Source organism: Nitrosomonas nitrosa (genome assembly GCF_003051105.1).
Lineage (GTDB): Bacteria > Pseudomonadota > Gammaproteobacteria > Burkholderiales > Nitrosomonadaceae > Nitrosomonas > Nitrosomonas nitrosa.
Genome location: NZ_QAOO01000007.1, coordinates 17391 through 35791 on the forward strand (window position 1 = coordinate 17391; position 18401 = coordinate 35791).

Consider the following 18401-nt stretch of genomic DNA (forward strand, 5'->3'; position numbering starts at 1 on the left):
ATGGGCGCAAAGCGCATGCTGGCTTTCCTTCCGACAACACAAAAACCCATCATCGCTTGTAGCGATCGCCGTCTGTATAACATTTTTTGAAAAAATAAAACGCCAAATAGCCCAACTATTAGCCTCAATTCGCTTCTTTGACTCAGCCCGCTATCCCTATAATGGGCTGATTTATCGCAATCTTATAGAGGAAAAATATGCTGTTTTCATTATGTACAAAGCGTGATTGAAGCGTAATTGACAGCATATCGGCAGCCCATAGGCATGTATTCAACCCACTCTACCTGCAGAGGAGCAGATTAATGGTACGCAAACCAACCACCCGCCCAGCCCTAACCAACGCCAAGCCAGACAATGCCATGGATCGTACCGAGGACATGCCAGCGGCAAAACGGCACGCCCCGCTCTCCCCTGCAAACAAAACCCCATTACAACCGCTGTCACGCAAAGAACTCGTATTCATCGATCAAGGGGTCGATGATTACCCAACACTGATCGCGGGCGTCAAAGAAGGCGTCGACATCCACCTGATCGACCCCACTCGAGATGGCGTGCTGCAGATCACCGCTATTCTGAATCAGCAAACCGATATCAGCGCCGTGCATATCGTCTCGCATGGCAATGTCGGCTACCTGGCATTGGGCAATAGCGTGCTCTCCACAGAAACCCTCACGCATTATCAAGACGCCCTATTCTCGTGGCGGCAGGCGCTCGTCAGCGATGCGGATATTTTGATTTATGGTTGTAATGTTGCAAAAGGTGCATCAGGCAAGCAATTCATTCAGCGATTAGCGCTGCTAACGGGTGCAAATATTGCAGCATCCAACAATCTAACCGGCAATAGCAAACTGGGTGGGGATTGGGTACTGGGCGTTTTTACCAGCAGTATCACCTCAAAGCTTGTTTTTTTTGAAAAAACTCTCGAACACTATTCCTCAACTTTTGTTTCAAACACCCTCAATTTTTCAAGCGATGTAGTTTCTGACTATGTTACCGCAACCCATCCAACGGCTAATTTCGGGACGATAAATTTTAAAATAGTTAAAGATGTAGATTCAACAGGTACAGCAAATGCCTCGCTAACCTTAGCATTAACTGGTCAAGTCGATCAATCTTATAATGACTTTTACTATAGTGGATCGGATGGTGAATACCTTGTTATTTATACGGATGGGCGCGAAGTAGACTTCCAGTCAGTCAAGTTCGGCAGTCTCGGCCTTACCGTTTTTACAAATTTAACGGCTTATGCCTACAAAGACGGCAGTCTACTGGGCAGCCAAACGTTTAACCCTTCAGGAGCTAACTTTCCAAATGATTCAAGCTCAATAACCCCTGAGACAGTCACATTTACCAGCGCTATCTTCGACAATGCCGATGAAATCCGTTTAATTGGCGCGAATAATTTTGGTGATGATGTCGGTGGATCATTGATTGATGATTTAGTCATCGCTGATCCTATACCGCCTAATGCTTCCCCATCCATCTCCGTTAACGATTCTCCCCTCTCATATACTGAAAACACTGCAGCCATCCAGACCGATACGTCTGCAACACTAGCCGATACAGATGGTGACACAGATTGGAATGGCGGCACACTCACCGTTCAAATCACTGCCAATAGCCAGGCAGCCGATCAGCTCAGCATCATCGATAATGTAGTAGGCACCATCAACACTAACAACACATCTTTGCTTAACGGCGCGACGGTAATCGGTACATTAAGTGCTTCCGAAGGCACTGTCAGCGATAGCACGGCCCTGACCATTACATTTAATGCTAGCGCAACCAATACCCTGGTCCAACAGGTCATTCGGGCTATCCATTACGACAACACCTCCGATGACCCCGGCACAGCCAATCGCACCATCACCTTTACCGCAACCGATACGCACGGAGCAACCGCCAGCGATACACGCACCGTCACCGTTACCGCTGTCAACGATGCCCCTACCCTGACGGCCACTGGCAGTAGCCCTACCTTCAACCAGGGTGGAACGGCCGCCGATCTGTTCAGCGGCATCTCGGCCAGCACAGTAGAAAGCAACCAAACGCTGGAGCAATTGATCATCACCGTCACCAATGTTACCGATGGCGCGGGTGCCAATGAGTTCTTGATCATCGATGGTGAGGATGTTGCCTTATCCAATGGTAATGCAGGCAGCACTGCAACCCTTGGCATTGGCTATAGTGTCGCATTAGTCGTTGACACAGCAACCGTCACGCTGACCAAAGCGGGTATGAGCACCGCGGACGTGCAAACCCTCATCGATGGGCTCGCGTACAGCAATACCAGTTCATCACCCAGTAGTGCCAATCGGGTTGTCACGATAACCAGTATGCAGGATAACGGCGGCACTACTAATGGTGGCGTGGACACCGCCACGCTATCCATTTCGTCCACAGTGACAGTCGTCCCTAAACCCGTCATCACCAGCGCAACCTATGATGCAGCGCTCGGGAAATTGGTCGTCACCGGCACCAACATCCAAGCGAACAACAGCGGCGCGGATATCGATGTGTCCAAGTTGACGTTCACTGGTGAGGGGGGCGCAACCTATACCTTGACCGACTCGGCCGACGTCGAACGTGATTCCGCTACACAATTTAACGTCACACTCAGCGCCACCGATAAAGCCGCCGTTAATCTGATCCTCAATAAAAATGGAACAGCATCTACCGATATATCTACTTACAATCTCGCCGCAGCGGACGACTGGAATACCCATGTAACAGACGGCGATACCGCCGATAACACGGGCAACGGCATCACCGTCAGCAATGTCGCCGTTCCCACTATCACCGCTGCCTCCTATGATGCCAATTCGGGTGCTTTGACGGTCACCGGCACTGGGTTCCTGAGCCGTTCAGGGGCTACCAACGATATTATCGCTGCCAAATTCTCATTTACCGGTGAAGGGGGCACAACCTATACCCTGACTGACACAGCCGATGTCGAAATCACCTCGGGCACAGCCTTTACCATTATGCTGAGTGCGACCGATAAAGCTGCTGTCAATCAGATCACCAACAAGAACGGCACCGCTTCGACCAGTGGCACCACTTATAACCTGGCTGCCGCCGAAGATTGGGCGGTGGGTGCCGATGCTGCAGTAACCGTTGCCGATACCACTGGCAACAGCGTCACCGTCAGCAATGTCGCCGTCCCCACCATCACCGCTGCCTCCTATGATGCCAATTCGGGTGCTTTGACGGTCACCGGGACTGGGTTCCTGAGCCGTTCAGGGGCTACCAACGATATCGTCGCGTCCAAATTTACCTTTACCGGTGAAGGTGGCGAAACGTATACCCTGACCGACTCGGCCAACGTCGAAATCACCTCGGGTACAGCCTTTACGATTACGCTAAGTGCGACCGATAAAGCTGCTGTCAATCAGATCACCAACAAGAACGGCACCGCTTCAACCAGTGGCACCACTTATAACCTGGCTGCCGCCGAAGATTGGGCGGTGGGTGCCGATGCTGCAGTAACCGTTGCCGATACCACTGGCAACAGCGTCACCGTCAGCAATGTCGCCGTTCCCACTATCACCTCAGCCACCTATGATGCCAATTCGGGTGCTTTGACGGTCACCGGGACTGATTTTCTGAGCCGTTCAGGGGCTACCAACGATATTATCGCTGCCAAATTCTCATTTACCGGTGAAGGCGGCGCAACCTATACCCTGACCGACTCAGCTGATGTGGAAGTCACTTCGGGTACCACCTTTACCCTTATGCTGAGTGCGACCGATAAGGCTGCTGTCAATCAGATCGTCAACAAGGACGGCACCGCTTCGACCAGTGGCACTAGTTACAACCTGGCAGCTGCCGAAGACTGGGCGGCGGGTGCAGACGCTGACGTGAATATTACCGATACCATTGGCAACGGGATCACCGTCAGCAATGTTCCTGCTCCCACCATCACCTCTGCCACTTATGATGCTAGCACAGGCACTTTGGCGGTGACTGGGAATGGGTTCTTAAGCCTTGCGGGCGCAACCAATGATATCGTTGCTTCCAAATTCACCTTTACTGGTGAAGGTGGCGCAACCTATACGCTGACCGACTCGGCCAACGTCGAAATCACTTCGGGTACAGCCTTTACGATTATGTTGAGCGCGACCGATAAAGCTGCTGTCAATCAGATCGTCAACAAGAACGGCACTTCTTCGACCAGCGGCACCACTTATAACCTGGCTGCCGCCGAAGATTGGGCGGTGGGTGCCGATGCTGCAGTAACCGTTGCCGATACCACTGGCAACAGCGTCACCGTCAGCAATGTCGCCGTCCCCACCATCACCGCTGCCTCCTATGATGCCAATTCGGGTGCTTTGACGGTGACCGGGACTGATTTTCTGAGCCGATCGGGTGCAACCAACGATATCGTCGCCACTGCTTTCACCTTCACCGGTGAAGGTGGCGCAACCTATACCTTGACCGATTCGGCTGATGTGGAAGTCACTTCGGGCACCGCCTTTACCCTTATGCTGAGTGCAACCGATAAAGCTGCTGTCGATGCGCTTCTCAACAGAAATGGGACGAGTGCTTACGATGCGACTACCTACAATCTCGCTGCAGCAGACAATTGGGCGGCCGGCGCCGATGCGATCGTCAACGTCACCGATTGGATGGGTAATAGCATCACCGTCAGCAATGCCGCCACACCCAGCATCACGTCGGCAACTTACAATGCCAGCACGGGGATAGTGATCGTCACCGGTGCCAATATCCAAGCAAACAGCAGCGGCGCGGATATCGACGTGTCTAAGTTGACGTTCACTGGTGAGGGGGGCGCAACCTATACCTTGACCGACTCGGCCGATGTCGAACGTGATTCCGCTACACAATTTAGCGTCACGCTCAGCGCCACCGACCAGGCCGCCGTCAATCTGATCCTCAATAAAAATGGCGCAGTTTCTACGGATGTATCGACTTACAATCTCGCCGCAGCGGACGACTGGAATACCCATGTAACAGACGGCGATACCGCCGATACCACGGGTAATGGCGTTACCGTCAGCAATGTCGCCGTTCCCACTATCACCTCAGCCACCTATGATGCCAATTCGGGTGCTTTGACGGTCACCGGGACTGATTTTCTGAGCCGATCGGGTGCAACCAACGATATCGTCGCCACTGCTTTCACCTTCACCGGTGAAGGGGGCGCAACCTATACCCTGACCGATTCGGCTGATGTGGAAGTCACTTCGGGTACCGCCTTTACCCTTATGCTGAGTGCGACCGATAAGGCTGCTGTCAATCAGATCACCAACAGAAACGGCACCTCCTCGACTAGCGGCACCACTTATAACCTGGCAGCTGCCGAAGACTGGGCGGCGGGTGCAAACGCTGACGTGAATATTACCGATACCACTGGCAACGGGATCACCGTCAGCAATGTTCCTGCTCCCACCATCACCTCTGCCACCTATGATGCTAGCACAGGCACTTTGGCGGTGACTGGGAATGGGTTCTTAAGCCTTGCGGGCGCAACCAATGATATCGTTGCTTCCAAATTCACCTTTACTGGTGAAGGTGGCGCAACCTATACGCTGACCGACTCGGCCAACGTCGAAATCACTTCGGGTACAGCCTTTACGATTATGTTGAGTGCGACCGATAAAGCAGCCGTCAATCAGATCGTCAACAAGGACGGCACCGCTTCGACCAGTGGCACCACTTATAACCTGGCTGCCGCCGAAGATTGGGCGGCGGGTGCCGATGCTGCAGTAACCGTTGCCGATACCACTGGCAACAGCGTCACCGTCAGCAATGTCGCCGTCCCCACCATCACTGCTGCCACCTATGATGCCAATTCGGGTGCTTTGACGGTCACCGGGACTGATTTTCTGCGTCGTTCAGGGGATCATAACGATGTCGTCGCGTCCAAATTCACTTTTACCGGTGAAGGCGGCGCAACCTATACCTTGACCGATTCGGCTGATGTGGAAGTCACTTCGGGCACCGCCTTTACCCTTGTGCTGAGCGCGACCGATAAGGCTGCTGTCGATGCGCTTCTCAACAGAAATGGGACGAGTGCTTACGATGCGACCACCTACAATCTCGCTGCAGCAGACGATTGGGCGGCCGGCGCCGATGCGATCGTCAACGTCACCGATTTGACGGGTAATAGCATCACCGTCAGCAATGCCGCCACACCCAGCATCACGTCGGCAACTTACGATGCCAGCACAGGCGCCTTGGTCGTCACCGGTGCCAATATCCAAGCAAACAGCAGCGGCGCGGATATCGATGTGTCTAAGTTGACGTTCACTGGTGAGGGGGGGACAACCTATACCTTGACCGACTCGGTCGATGTCGAACGTGATTCCGCTACCCAATTTAGCGTCACGCTCAGCGCTACCGATCAGGCTGCTATCAATCTGATCCTCAATAAAGATGGCGCAGTTTCTACGGATGTATCGACCTACAATCTCGCCGCAGCGGACGACTGGAATACCCATGTAACCGACGGCGATACCGCCGATGACGCCGGTAACGGCATTACTGTCAGCAATGTCGCCGTTCCCACGATCACTTCAGCCACCTATGATGCCAATTCGGGTGCTTTGACGGTCACCGGTACTGGGTTCCTGAGCCGTTCAGGAGCCACCAACGATATTATCGCTACCAATTTCTCGTTTACCGGTGAGGGGGGCGCAACCTATACCCTGACCGACTCAGCTGATGTCGAAATCACCTCAGGCACAGCCTTTACCCTTATGCTGAGTGCGACCGATAAGGCTGCTGTCGATGCGCTCCTCAACAGAAATGGGACGAGTGCTTACGATGCGACCACCTACAATCTCGCTGCAGCAGACGATTGGGCGGCCGGCGCCGATGCGGCCGTCAACGTCGCCGATTTGATTAGCAATAGCATCACCGTCAGCAATGCCGCTTCGCCCAGCATCACGTCGGCAACTTACGATGCCAGCACAGGCGCTTTGGTCGTCACCGGTGCCAATATCCAAGCAAACAGCAGCGGCGCGGATATCGACGTGTCTAAGTTGACGTTCACTGGTGAGGGGGGCGCAACCTATACCTTGACCGACTCAGCCGATGTCGAACGTGATTCCGCTACCCAATTTAGCGTCACGCTCAGCGCCACCGACCAGGCCGCCGTCAATCTGATCCTCAATAAAGATGGCGCAGTTTCTACGGATGTATCGACTTACAATCTCGCCGCAGCGGACGACTGGAATACCCATGTAACCGACGGCGATACCGCCGATAACACGGGCAACGGCATCACCGTCAGCAATGTCGCCGTCCCCACCATCACCGCTGCCTCCTATGATGCCAATTCGGGTGCTTTGACGGTCACCGGGACTGGGTTCCTGAGCCGTTCAGGGGCTACCAACGATATTGTCGCGTCCAAATTCACTTTTACCGGTGAAGGGGGCGAAACCTATACCCTGACCGATTCGGCTGATGTCGAAATCACCTCGGGTACAGCCTTTACGATTATGCTGAGCGCCACCGACAAAGCGGCCATCAATCAGATCGTCAACAAGAACGGCACTTCTTCGACCAGCGGCACCACTTATAACCTGGCTGCCGCCGAAGACTGGGCAGCGGGTGCCGATGCTGCAGTAGTCGTTGCCGATACCACTGGCAACAGCGTCACCGTCAGCAATGTCGCCGTCCCCACCATCACCGCTGCCTCCTATGATGCCAATTCGGGTGCTTTGACGGTAACCGGGACTGGGTTCCTGAGCCGTTCAGGGGCTACCAACGATATCGTCGCGTCCAAATTTACCTTTACCGGTGAAGGGGGCGAAACGTATACCTTGACCGACTCGGCCAACGTCGAAATCACTTCGGGTACAGCCTTTGCGATTACGCTGAGCGCGACCGATAAAGCTGCTGTCAATCAGATCGTCAACAAAAACGGCACTGCTTCGACCAGTAGCACCACTTACAACCTGGCTGCCGCCGAAGACTGGGCGGCGGGTGCCGATGCTGCAGTAACCGTTGCCGATACCACTGGCAACGGGATCACCGTCAGCAATGTTCCTACTCCTACCATCACTTCTGCTGCCTACGATTACGCTACCGGCGTGCTGGTGGTGACCGGTGAAAATTTCGTTAAAGCGAACGGTGCCGCTAATGATATTGATGTTTCTAAGTTTACGTTTACTGGTCAAGGCGGAGCGACTTATACCTTGACAGATTCAACCGACGTCGAAATTACTTCGGACACTTCCTTTACAGTAACGTTAAGTGCCACGGACAAAGCGGCAGTCAATCTGCTGCTCAATAAAAATGGCACAGCCTCTAGTGATAATATTACTTACAATCTAGAAGCGCTGGATGATGTAATAGGGCAGTGGGCAGTCGGCGTAGACACTGGTATCAATGTTGCAGATACAATGAACGGTATCACCGTCAGCAATGTTCCAGCCCCCTCCTCTGGGAGCGAAACGCCACCACCTGTCAATACCCCCGTCGATGGCATCGACGTCAGCACGATCTCTCAACCAGATGGTTCAGTGTTGATCACCGCACCCATCGTAACCGGCACTCGCCAGGATGATCCAACTTCTTTACACACCGACTACGCGGATATCCCTATCCTCAACGATACACAGGGCGACGCGCTTCTGACTGTCAGCCTGCCCGTTGGCGTGGGATTGCGTGCATCTGGACAACCCCAGGCGCAAAGTGGAGAACAAGCGATCAATGAGCTGATGCAGCGCATCGCGCAAAAAACCACAGAAGGTAGCGAGGAACGGCAGGCAATATCAAACAACGGCCAATCTTTCCTTGATGCTTTACCGCCTGGCGAAGCGATCAATGTCCAAACGATCGAGCTGACCACAGGCGGCAACCCAACGCCCGATGTGCCGATTCTCATCACGGGATCGGATGCCCCTACCCAAAACAAACAAGTACTGGTCATCGATGCTCGCGATCTACCCGCCGGGACGATTCTGCAATTGGACAATGTGGCGTTTGCGGTCATCATCGGTGCCGTGCGCACGGTCGGTGGCAAGGGCCAGAACTTCGTTACAGCGAGCGGACAGGATCAGATTATCATTTTAGGCGAAGATGACGATATCCTGTTTGGCGGCGATGGCAGCGATACGGTCGGCAGCCTCGGTGGTAGCGATCAAGTTTCCGGCGATGCCGGCGATGATATCGTGTATGGCGGCACGGCAAACGATATACTGAGCGGCGGCAGCGGAAACGACCAGCTAAATGGGGGCTTAGGTTACGATATCGCTCTCCAGGAAGGCCAACTGTCCGATTATCGAATCGACATTCATGGCCACGAAGTCGTTTTGACACATACTAATGGGGAAACGGACACCCTGACGGATATCGAGCAAATCCGCTTCACCAGCGGGCCGAGTCTCGCCATTGCCCATTCCGAAGTGGAAGCGGCTGCCCATCATTTGGCAAAAAACTGGCTGAACCGCGATTTGACGGTAACCGAGGGACAAGCAGTACAAGATTGGCATGGCGCCACCCTCGACGATATTATCGTGGCATTCCACGCTCTCCCCGAGGCGAGCGGGCTGAGTGATCAGACCAGTAATACGTTGTTGGCCGGACTGGGAGAGAATCCACATATCCTACGGCTCGATGTCGAACGTGAATTTATCGGCAGCGTTGATGATGATCAGGGCTATCTGCCACTGGGGCTCGCTTTACACGCAGACGGCGATACCGGCCATGATGTGCTGCAGATGCAAGGTAGCCGCACTGACGTGCACCTCGAATTCAATGGTAACGCTTTAGAGCTGACCCGTCTGAGCGATGGGGCCATGCTGAGCCTTCAGAATGCCGAAGCGATCGCCTTCGATAGCGGCGATACCGTCATATTGGCGCACAATATCACAGAAGGGATTTTAGGGCGTCTGTTCCACACCTTTCTGGGTCGAGATGCGACCTCCGCAGAATGGCAATTAGGACGGGAAGCGCTTGCCAGTGAGGTCGATCCAGATATCATTCTCGATTGGTTTCAGCAAAGAGCTGGTCTGGATGCACTGTCAAACTCGGACTATATCCAAACGATCTTCTCCCAATCATTCGGGCGGCAGGCAACCGAAGCCGAATTAAACGCGCAACTCCTTCGGCTGGAGAACAACCAGATCAGCCGTGAGTGGCTAGCTGTCGAAGTGGCACAAACCACCGAGGCGGAGATTCATCTGGTTGGCAGCGTCATGCTGCAAGAGGGATGGGTATAGTGAAATCTAACGGGCCGCTACGGGGTAAATTGGATGTCGTCCACTTCCCCGTTCCGTCCTGGTCTCCCAAAAAATAAGCGGTAAAGACAAATAAGCAATGTTATTTGCCGCTATTTCTCCTTTTCCAAAGTAATCTTTAAAGGCACAATGGCGGTGATGCCATTTGAATAGTTGAATCATACGTCAGATGAGCATCTTTAATTTTTCCCATGTATTCCAATCGAAAAGGAGCAATTCGTGACTAAATCATTACGTCGTTCCGCTTTATCCCTCTCCCTCGGCATCATGCTCACTTCTGGCGCCCTGCTTAGTAACCCAGCGCAAGCTTGCAGCACCGAGCCTTTGCTGGGCAGCCTCTGCGTATTTGCGGGTAATTTTGCGCCGCGCGGCTGGGCGCTGGCAAATGGCCAAATAATGAGTATCTCTCAGAACACTGCCTTGTTTTCGATTTTGGGAACAACCTATGGTGGCGATGGCAAAACAACCTTTGCGCTGCCCGACACGCGCGGACGTGCTGTAATCGGCGCTGGCAGCGGGCCGGGTCTATCGACATACCAACTCGGACAAATGGGGGGCGTTGAAACCGTAACACTCACCCAGGCAGAACTGCCTGCCATTTCTCCAACCGCCGTCGTTCATGCACAAAGTGCTGCCGGTAACAGCGATTCCCCTGCGAATAACGCCTGGGCGACACTGAGTCGTCAAAACGTTTATTCTAGCAGCGCACCCAACGTCACCATGAATCCTGGCACCATCACCATCAATCCGATCGGTGGCGGCCAAGCGCATGAAAACCGCCCGCCCTTTATCGCGATGAACTGGATCATTGCGACCCAGGGCGTTTTCCCCTCTCGCGAATAACGTTGCACCGCTGTTCAAGTGACTGCCGAGTCAGACTATTCGGCAGTCTTTCTGCTCGTACAAGAACAAAAATGAACGATCATCGGAGAAATCCAGGTTCAATCCATGCTGAAAATATATAAAACCGGCTATTGGCTGATCAGTATCCTGATCGGGATATTGAACATTCCGCTATCGTCCGCCGAATCTCCTAAAAACCAGAATGAGCTGGCAGCCGCACAGCAATGGTTGGCGGAGGGTGACTACCCGAAAGCCTTCGACGCGTTTCAGTATCATGCGCAAGAAAAACAAAACCACCTTGCGCAATTCACCCTGGCGCTCTTTTACCAGCAAGGTTGGGGTATAGATCATGACGCCGTGCTTGCCTGCCGCTGGTTTGAAAAAGCGGCCAAGGGCGGAATTCCTGCAGCCAGCCATTTCTATGCTCAATGCCTGCAAGCGGGCACTCGTCAACCAGTAGACTATCGGGCGGCAATTCATTGGTATCAGCAGGCAGCCGATTTGGGACATACCCTATCGTTGTGCGCCATTGCCGAGCTCGCAATGCAAGGAAAAGGCATGAAGAAAAACCCGCAGATGGCGCTGGGTTACTGCGAACGCGCTGCGTCAGCCGATTCAGTGCCGGCTCAGCTGCAAATGGGGCGATTCTATTTGCAAGGTGATCCATCCATCCGTGATCCGCAGCAAGCCGCGCTTTGGTTTGGTCATGCCGCTGAAAAGGGTTCCATGGAGGCGTGTTATCACCTTGGCATTCTCAATCGCGATTTTTTCCACCGCGCTGACCGTGCCCTCCACTGGTTTGAAACAGCCGCGAGCCAAGGCTATGCTCCCGCCTACTTGCAGACCGCCAAATTATATTGGGCTGCGCCTGTAGCGAATGAAACGGGCATGCCTACAGCGGAAAATTTGGCCAAGTCTTATTTATGGCTAGCCGCTGCTCAACGCCTGCCCCAACAGGATGACGAACGGCAAGCGGTAGCAAGGATGCTCGAACAAGTGCTGCAAATCATGCCGGCAAGCTGGCAGACTGATCTCGACCAAAAAGTTGCACAACATATGCAAAACTATCATTCCCCTTGAATCGTGCAAGGGGCACATCTGCATCGCTTACTGGATTTGCTTTCCCCTCTTGCAGCTTATTCATCCCCGTTTCTCTGCCAGTACGTCTTACCTTCATTCTTTTCCGGTAACAAAAACATCATCGAATTTTCTCGTAAACGTCATCGATACTTCATCTTTTCCGCCTAATCTCTACCCCTGATTCCGGTAGTCAAACTGGGACTCTCGTTTGTCATCGCCCTGTCACGCACGGTCAGTGCTATGCCGGACGCATTCAGGTTGCACTGACACCTTTTATTAATCAGAACATTGCAACACCGATCTTAACAAGGAGAATTCGTTATGTATTCTTTGACTCGACGTAAATTCATCACCATGCTCTCTGCTGCGGCCGCTGGAACAGCCGTTGCACCGCTTGCAAAACTCTATGCGCAAAATCACCCACACGGTGTTTTCAATCGCCCCGAACCCGGCTTATGCCTAACCAATGGCTTGGGTGAAGGCTTTGGTCCCATCGTTGACAAACTGCCAGTTAATGCCGTTGAATTGACGGATACCGTGGCAGGTAACTTGAGCCAAATTCCATTGCTGAAACTCCCTCAGGGATTCTCTTACACAGCGCTCTCCATCACCGGTCAACCTATGGGAGATGGTTCGGTGGTGCCAGGCGATCATGATGGCATGGCTTGTTTCCTTGGTCAAAATGGGCACTACGTGCTGGTACGCAACCATGAACTCAGTCCTGCTGAGAATAAATTTGGTAACCGTACAGGCTGCCTGCCACCCAATGGCAAGGTTTATGATCCATTCAACCTGCCAGTAGGTCAGGGCGGAGGCGGCACCACTACCCTGATCGTCGATCGTCAAGGCCGTTTAGTGATGGATTATATTTCGCTTGGCGGGACGATACGCAACTGCGCAGGCGGACTGACGCCCTGGGGTTCCTGGATCAGCTGCGAGGAAGATGTCTCGACCCTTTCGAATGGAGTCAATACCAAAATGCATGGCTACAATTTTGAAGTGCCTGCCATGCTCGGCCAGGCGGTCGACCCCATTCCGCTGATCGACATGGGGCGTTTCAATCACGAAGCTGTCGCATGTGATCCCAGAACTGGTTTTGTCTATCAAACCGAAGATCGGGGCGATAGCCTGTTTTACCGTTTCGTGCCGCATGTCAGACAGCCCCGCCATTTCGGCGACTTGCAGCAAGGCGGCACACTCTATGCCATGGTGATTGATGCCAACATCACGGCAATCTGCGATGGATCGAGCCTACCGGCCTTCAATGAACACGCGAGCGTCGATACCCGCAAAAACGTGCAATCCTTCCTAGGGCAGCCGTTGCCCGTTCGCTGGGTCAGAATAGAGGAAGTCAATCCAGCAACCGACACCCTGCGCTTCGAAGGGCATGCCAAGGGCGCTGCCGTATTTTCCCGCGGCGAGGGTGCTTGGTATGACAATAACGACGGTCTGATCTACTTCGTCGCAACTGGCGGCGGCAACAATGGCGACGGGCAAGTCTGGGCCTATAATCCCAAACAGGAGACCGTCACTTTGCTAGTCGAATCGACCGATAGTGGTGTGCTGGACAATCCAGATAATATTACGGTTGCACCCGATGGGACACTCTACCTGTGCGAGGATGGCGGCGGCGAGCAATTTGTGGTCGGGGTCGACCATCAAGGCAATCTGTTTCCCTTTGCAAAAAACAACTATAACAACAGCGAATTCTGTGGCGCCTGCTTCTCGCCTGACAGCCGTTTCATGTTCGTCAACGTTCAATCATTTGGCGTTACCTACGCAATTTTCCGCGACGATTACCGTCCAATCAAACTGCAAGTACCCGCCTAATCGTTAATAACCATCAAAATACTCAAGCCCTTCGGTTTTGCACTGGGGCTTGAGGCTGGCGCTTTCAAGCAGGATTTTCAAATATTTAACTGATATCAATAGTATTCAAACCACACAACTATCAGAAATCACGCCCTCTCGACACTTATTGACTCTCGAGATTGAGTGGCACACGATCTCTTGCATCGATCCAGACTTTACAGCACTAATAATAATCATTATCATTTGCACTGACAGTCGGATTATAGATACCTCAACTTATACGCAATTAACCTAAGTAAGACCACACGTTCACATAGTCCGTACGGTAATTTAAGCTGCAATCAATGTGCTTGTTACTTATAGCGTACGAAGATTAATTTACGCTCGAAGCCAGCAAGTTAAGCAAAACTGCTAACCAGCCAGCCATTCACAATGATAGGAGAATGGCTTTATGCATAAAATAAAACGCTTCGCACAATTCAACGAAATCATCTTCCAGGGAAATTCAATTTCAGCTTCACATATTGCAGAAACGCTTTTCTTGCCATCAACTTACCAAAAAAAGGAGGCATAAATGGATAATTACCCGACAAATGCTCCCTTCCCCTATTTACAGTCCGTACCCCGCAACCTTACCAATGACACACCCGATCAATCCATTCCGCGCTCTGCATTGACCGAAAGATCGAAATCGGTCCAGCGCAGCAAAATCTGGCAACTCAAAGAAGCCAACCACTGTCCGATTATCGGCACCTGCCTGTCGATGGATGAGTTGATACGCTTTGCCAGACGCTTCCACTTTGAAGCATCGCTAGACGACACTTTTCGGCTGCATGTCGAAATGGTCGATCGCATGGCGACCCGAAACAATGTTTCCGAGGCTATTCAAAAACATCTCGATACACGTTACCAACTCTACCTCTCACGCTTTGAAACAGTCAAAACGGATGGTGAAGCGCTGAATTTATGGAAAAAATACTTTAACAATGGAGAAATTGCGGGTCCACTGTGGGCTGCGCTCACCCATAAGAGGATCACCGATGAAACCCGAGGAAAAATTTACGGCGATATCCACATGCATGCCCATCAGATGGGAGCAGGCCAAGCGGCAGATGCTCGCCGCCTGGTCCAATTGGAAAAAGATTGTGCCGAAATGAAAACGACTCTATCGCAGCAAAAGTCGAAACATGTACAAATTGAAACAAAGCTACGCCAGCGGCTACAGGAGGCCATGGCGGAAATCCAGCATCTACGTCAGGCCGAGAAAGAGTTTGCAAAATGCCAAGCTCGGCTAGCAACGATTGAATCCGGCAAAACCATAGTTGAAATGGGTCAGCGCTTGATGAAACTCACCGTCATGAACGAACAATTGCAAGAAACAGTCAAGCAATTCGACCACATCAAACAATCCCTGCAAGTCGCTTGCAATAAAATCGCATCGTTGATGCAAACGCGTGATGCTTTAGTTGAGGAGCGCGATGCACTCAAAGCACGCCTGTTGGCCGATCAGACCCATTCCGTTTCTGCTGTGCCCCTGCCACCCGATGAACAAGCCAAGCAGCAGTATGGCTGCATTATTTGTGTAGGTGGACGCATCGACCTCTTCCCGCAATATCGGTTAATAGCCGAACAGCTGGGTATTCTCCTCCTCCAGCATGATGGGGGGCGGCAAGACGCGCTTTCCCGGCTCTCTGAAATGGTCAATCGCGCCGACGCTGCCTTGTGCCCCACGGATTGCGTCGGCCATGCTGCCTACTATCAATTGAAGCGCTTATGTAAACGCAGTGGCAAACCTTGTTTGCTGTACAAAGGAAAAGGGGTATCCAGTTTCGCCGCAGCACTCACGCAACTTGCCACAGGCAAAACAAGCCTCAGCCGCACGATTAACGGCTCTTTGCTAGAAACAGCGGAATAAGCGCACGCTTTCCATTCGCTACAGCGCATAATATTTTCCTACCCCTTATGAGCAACGAGCAGCCGATAGCAGCAATCCACGGCCATTTATAACCAACCAATTCGCTTGAGACGGATATAAAGGACGAGGCATGCCAGGAAAATAGTCAACATCGCCAGCGGATAACCGTATTCCCACTTTAGTTCAGGCATGTGCTCGAAGTTCATTCCCCAAATTCCGGCTAGGGCTGTAGCGACTGCGAAAATCCCCGCCCATGCGGCTAGACGTTTGCTTACCTCATTGCTCTCAATGGCGCCTATGGAGAGATTGACCTGGATGGCAGTGCCGATAGTATCTCGAACGGTGTCGACAGCCGCATCAATCCGCAGCAAATGGTCGTAGACATCTCGGAAATAGTCCCGGATATTGGGACAGACAACAAGCCCCCTGCTGCTAGCAAGCTTGCCAGCCACTTCCATGAGTGGAGCGACGACGTGTTTCAGAACCATGATTTTTCGTTTGAGGCTGTAGAGTTGCTCAATATTGGAACGAGCAGCGCCTTTGTTGAAAATCTGCTCTTCGATTTCTTCCAACTCGGATTCCAATTGGTCGATTATTGGAAAATAACGATCGACCACGGCATCCATCAGGGCATAAAGGACAAAACCGGATCCCTCTTTCAGGAGGTGCTGTTCCCGTTCACAGCGCTCGCGTACCTCAACAAAATGCTGTTGACTTCGATTCCTGACGGACAGTAGGTAGTTGGGTCCGACAAACACATTCAATTCACCTAGGTTGCTTTCCCCGTTGTTAAATTCGAGTAAATGCATAACCACGAAGACCGATTCGCCATATTCCTCCAGTTTGGGCCGTTGGTGACCGTGACGCGCATCCTCTACGGCCAATTCGTGGAGACTGAATTCTTCTTTCATCTTGTCGAGCTCTTCGGGCGTTGCGTCCCGCAAAGCCACCCAGACAAAACATTCTGGCCGTTTCAGATAGTCGCTGATTTCCTCCACCGTAAGATCGGTCAAGCGCACACCGTTCTCGTAAGCAACGCAGTTAATGAGCACGATAAAATCTCCCTCAATCTGTTCAAAGGAATATTATCACGCTAAACTCCCCTATTAATCATAACCCTGCGTGATCATCGGGTGAATTTTTGAAATGTCCGGGCGAGTATGATTTACCAGAAGCATAGTCTCAAGAATCTACGCTAATCTCTCCTCTGCGCCGAGAAAAGTAATTCTACGCGCCGAGTAGCGGCAGGGTCAGCGCGTGCCAATTGCTTGCTTCGCGCAATACGCTTTTTCCACCAGATATAGACTCCTGTCACACTGAGCATAGCTACGACCAATCCCAACACCGAAATCAAAATTCGCCCAGGCAACCCTAAAATACGGCCTGAGTGCAATGGAAATTGCGCTTGGATAAAAATATCGGCTGCCGTTCCTTTCCAAGGTTGCCGATCTCCCAGATAACGCCCATCGACTGCATCATAATACAACCGCTTATGCCCTACGCCACCAACGCCATGGTCAGCCTCCGGGTGGAAAAACTGCACGCCATAAATGCCGAAATTCTGTGCGTAGAAAACGCTCCCTGCAGGCTCCTCCCACCCTCTCGCCTGTGCATCCGCCCGAGCGATCGCAATCACCTCGGCAAAACTCAGCTCGGGCGTAACCGGCTCATGCTTCGGCGTGCGTTCACGTTGATCGAACGGTGTCGGTGTCACTTGCGAGAAGGTGTTCATCATCGGATGAAATACTTCACGAAATAAATTAAGCGAGAACGCTGTGAAAGCCACGATGAACAATATTCCCCACGTCCACAAACTCACCGCCCGGTGCAAATCGAAATTGAGTTTATAAGGACCTGCACCCATGCGAATCTTCCAGGCTGGCTGCCAGCGCTGCCAGAAACTTTTACTCACGATCACCATGTCATCAGCCAATGCATCGTCACTCGCCTGTCTATCCCCTGCCTTAAGCTGGGAGCGCTTGCGGGCGGGCAACGTGAGATAAGCTCCCACGAAACAATCAAACATCCAGAGAATTGCGATGATACCTAGCAACCAGATACCCCAGCGATCGATCCCCCACATTTCTGGCAAATGTAAGGTGTAATGTAGTTTGTAAAGAAATGAGACAAAGGTTTCTTTGCTGAGGGGCCAGACTGCGCCCCACTCCCGTTTCCCCAGTTCCTCGCCCGAAACGGGATCGACGAATACCTGATTGAAGCCAGGTTCGAACAGCTTTTTTGTCACTGGGTCGACGCGCGGCGCAACCCCGAATACCAGGGATTCACCTTCTTCCACAAACAGGGGAAGAGAACGAACCGCGATCTCTGGATAGCGCGCTTCAATCTGCTCAGCAAGCAACAACGGCGATTGAGCTGACCCTTGGGTATGCGCCTCCACCAAATGCGGGTTGAGCCAATCGTCCAGCTCGTGATCCCAGGAAATCACCGCGCCGGTAATTCCCGTCAGAAATAAAAACCCAGCCGTAATCAAGCCGACCCACCGATGCACAACTGTCCAAAATGCACGCATAATAGCTCGC

At 52.4% G+C, this 18401-nt stretch carries 7 protein-coding genes; 5 read left to right on the forward strand and 2 right to left on the reverse strand.

All coding sequences use genetic code 11. From position 1 onward, the window contains the following. The first annotated feature begins 302 nt into the window (after nucleotides 1–302). From C8R30_RS05035 to C8R30_RS05055, 5 genes are all read left to right on the forward strand, one after another. Nucleotides 303–10193 carry a DUF4347 domain-containing protein gene (locus C8R30_RS05035; RefSeq protein WP_107789688.1) on the forward strand — a complete coding sequence of 3297 codons (9891 nt, stop codon included), beginning with the start codon at nucleotides 303–305 and terminating at the stop codon, nucleotides 10191–10193. Between the two features lie 237 nt (nucleotides 10194–10430). Beyond that, nucleotides 10431–11054, forward strand: a complete 624-nt coding sequence (locus C8R30_RS05040; RefSeq protein ID WP_204800347.1) for a phage tail protein — start codon at nucleotides 10431–10433, stop codon at nucleotides 11052–11054. A gap of 105 nt (nucleotides 11055–11159) precedes the next feature. After that, on the forward strand, nucleotides 11160–12134 hold the full coding sequence (locus C8R30_RS05045; protein ID WP_107789689.1) for a tetratricopeptide repeat protein: 975 nt from the start codon (nucleotides 11160–11162) through the stop codon (nucleotides 12132–12134). Between the two features lie 321 nt (nucleotides 12135–12455). Further along, nucleotides 12456–13964: an alkaline phosphatase PhoX gene (locus C8R30_RS05050; protein WP_107789690.1), complete on the forward strand. Its 1509-nt coding sequence runs from the start codon at nucleotides 12456–12458 to the stop codon at nucleotides 13962–13964. Between the two features lie 556 nt (nucleotides 13965–14520). After that, complete coding sequence (locus C8R30_RS05055) at nucleotides 14521–15861, forward strand: DUF2325 domain-containing protein (RefSeq protein ID WP_107789691.1); 1341 nt, start codon at nucleotides 14521–14523, stop codon at nucleotides 15859–15861. Nucleotides 15862–15947: 86 nt separating this feature from the next. Here C8R30_RS05055 and corA read toward each other — a convergent pair whose 3' ends face one another. Together corA and C8R30_RS05065 are read right to left on the reverse strand one after the other, a co-directional pair. Next, nucleotides 15948–16913: a magnesium/cobalt transporter CorA gene (gene corA / locus C8R30_RS05060; RefSeq protein WP_107789692.1), complete on the reverse strand. Its 966-nt coding sequence runs from the start codon at nucleotides 16911–16913 to the stop codon at nucleotides 15948–15950. A gap of 143 nt (nucleotides 16914–17056) precedes the next feature. Next, nucleotides 17057–18391, reverse strand: a complete 1335-nt coding sequence (locus C8R30_RS05065) for a PepSY-associated TM helix domain-containing protein (RefSeq protein WP_107789693.1) — start codon at nucleotides 18389–18391, stop codon at nucleotides 17057–17059. Between the last annotated feature and the right edge of the window lie 10 nt (nucleotides 18392–18401).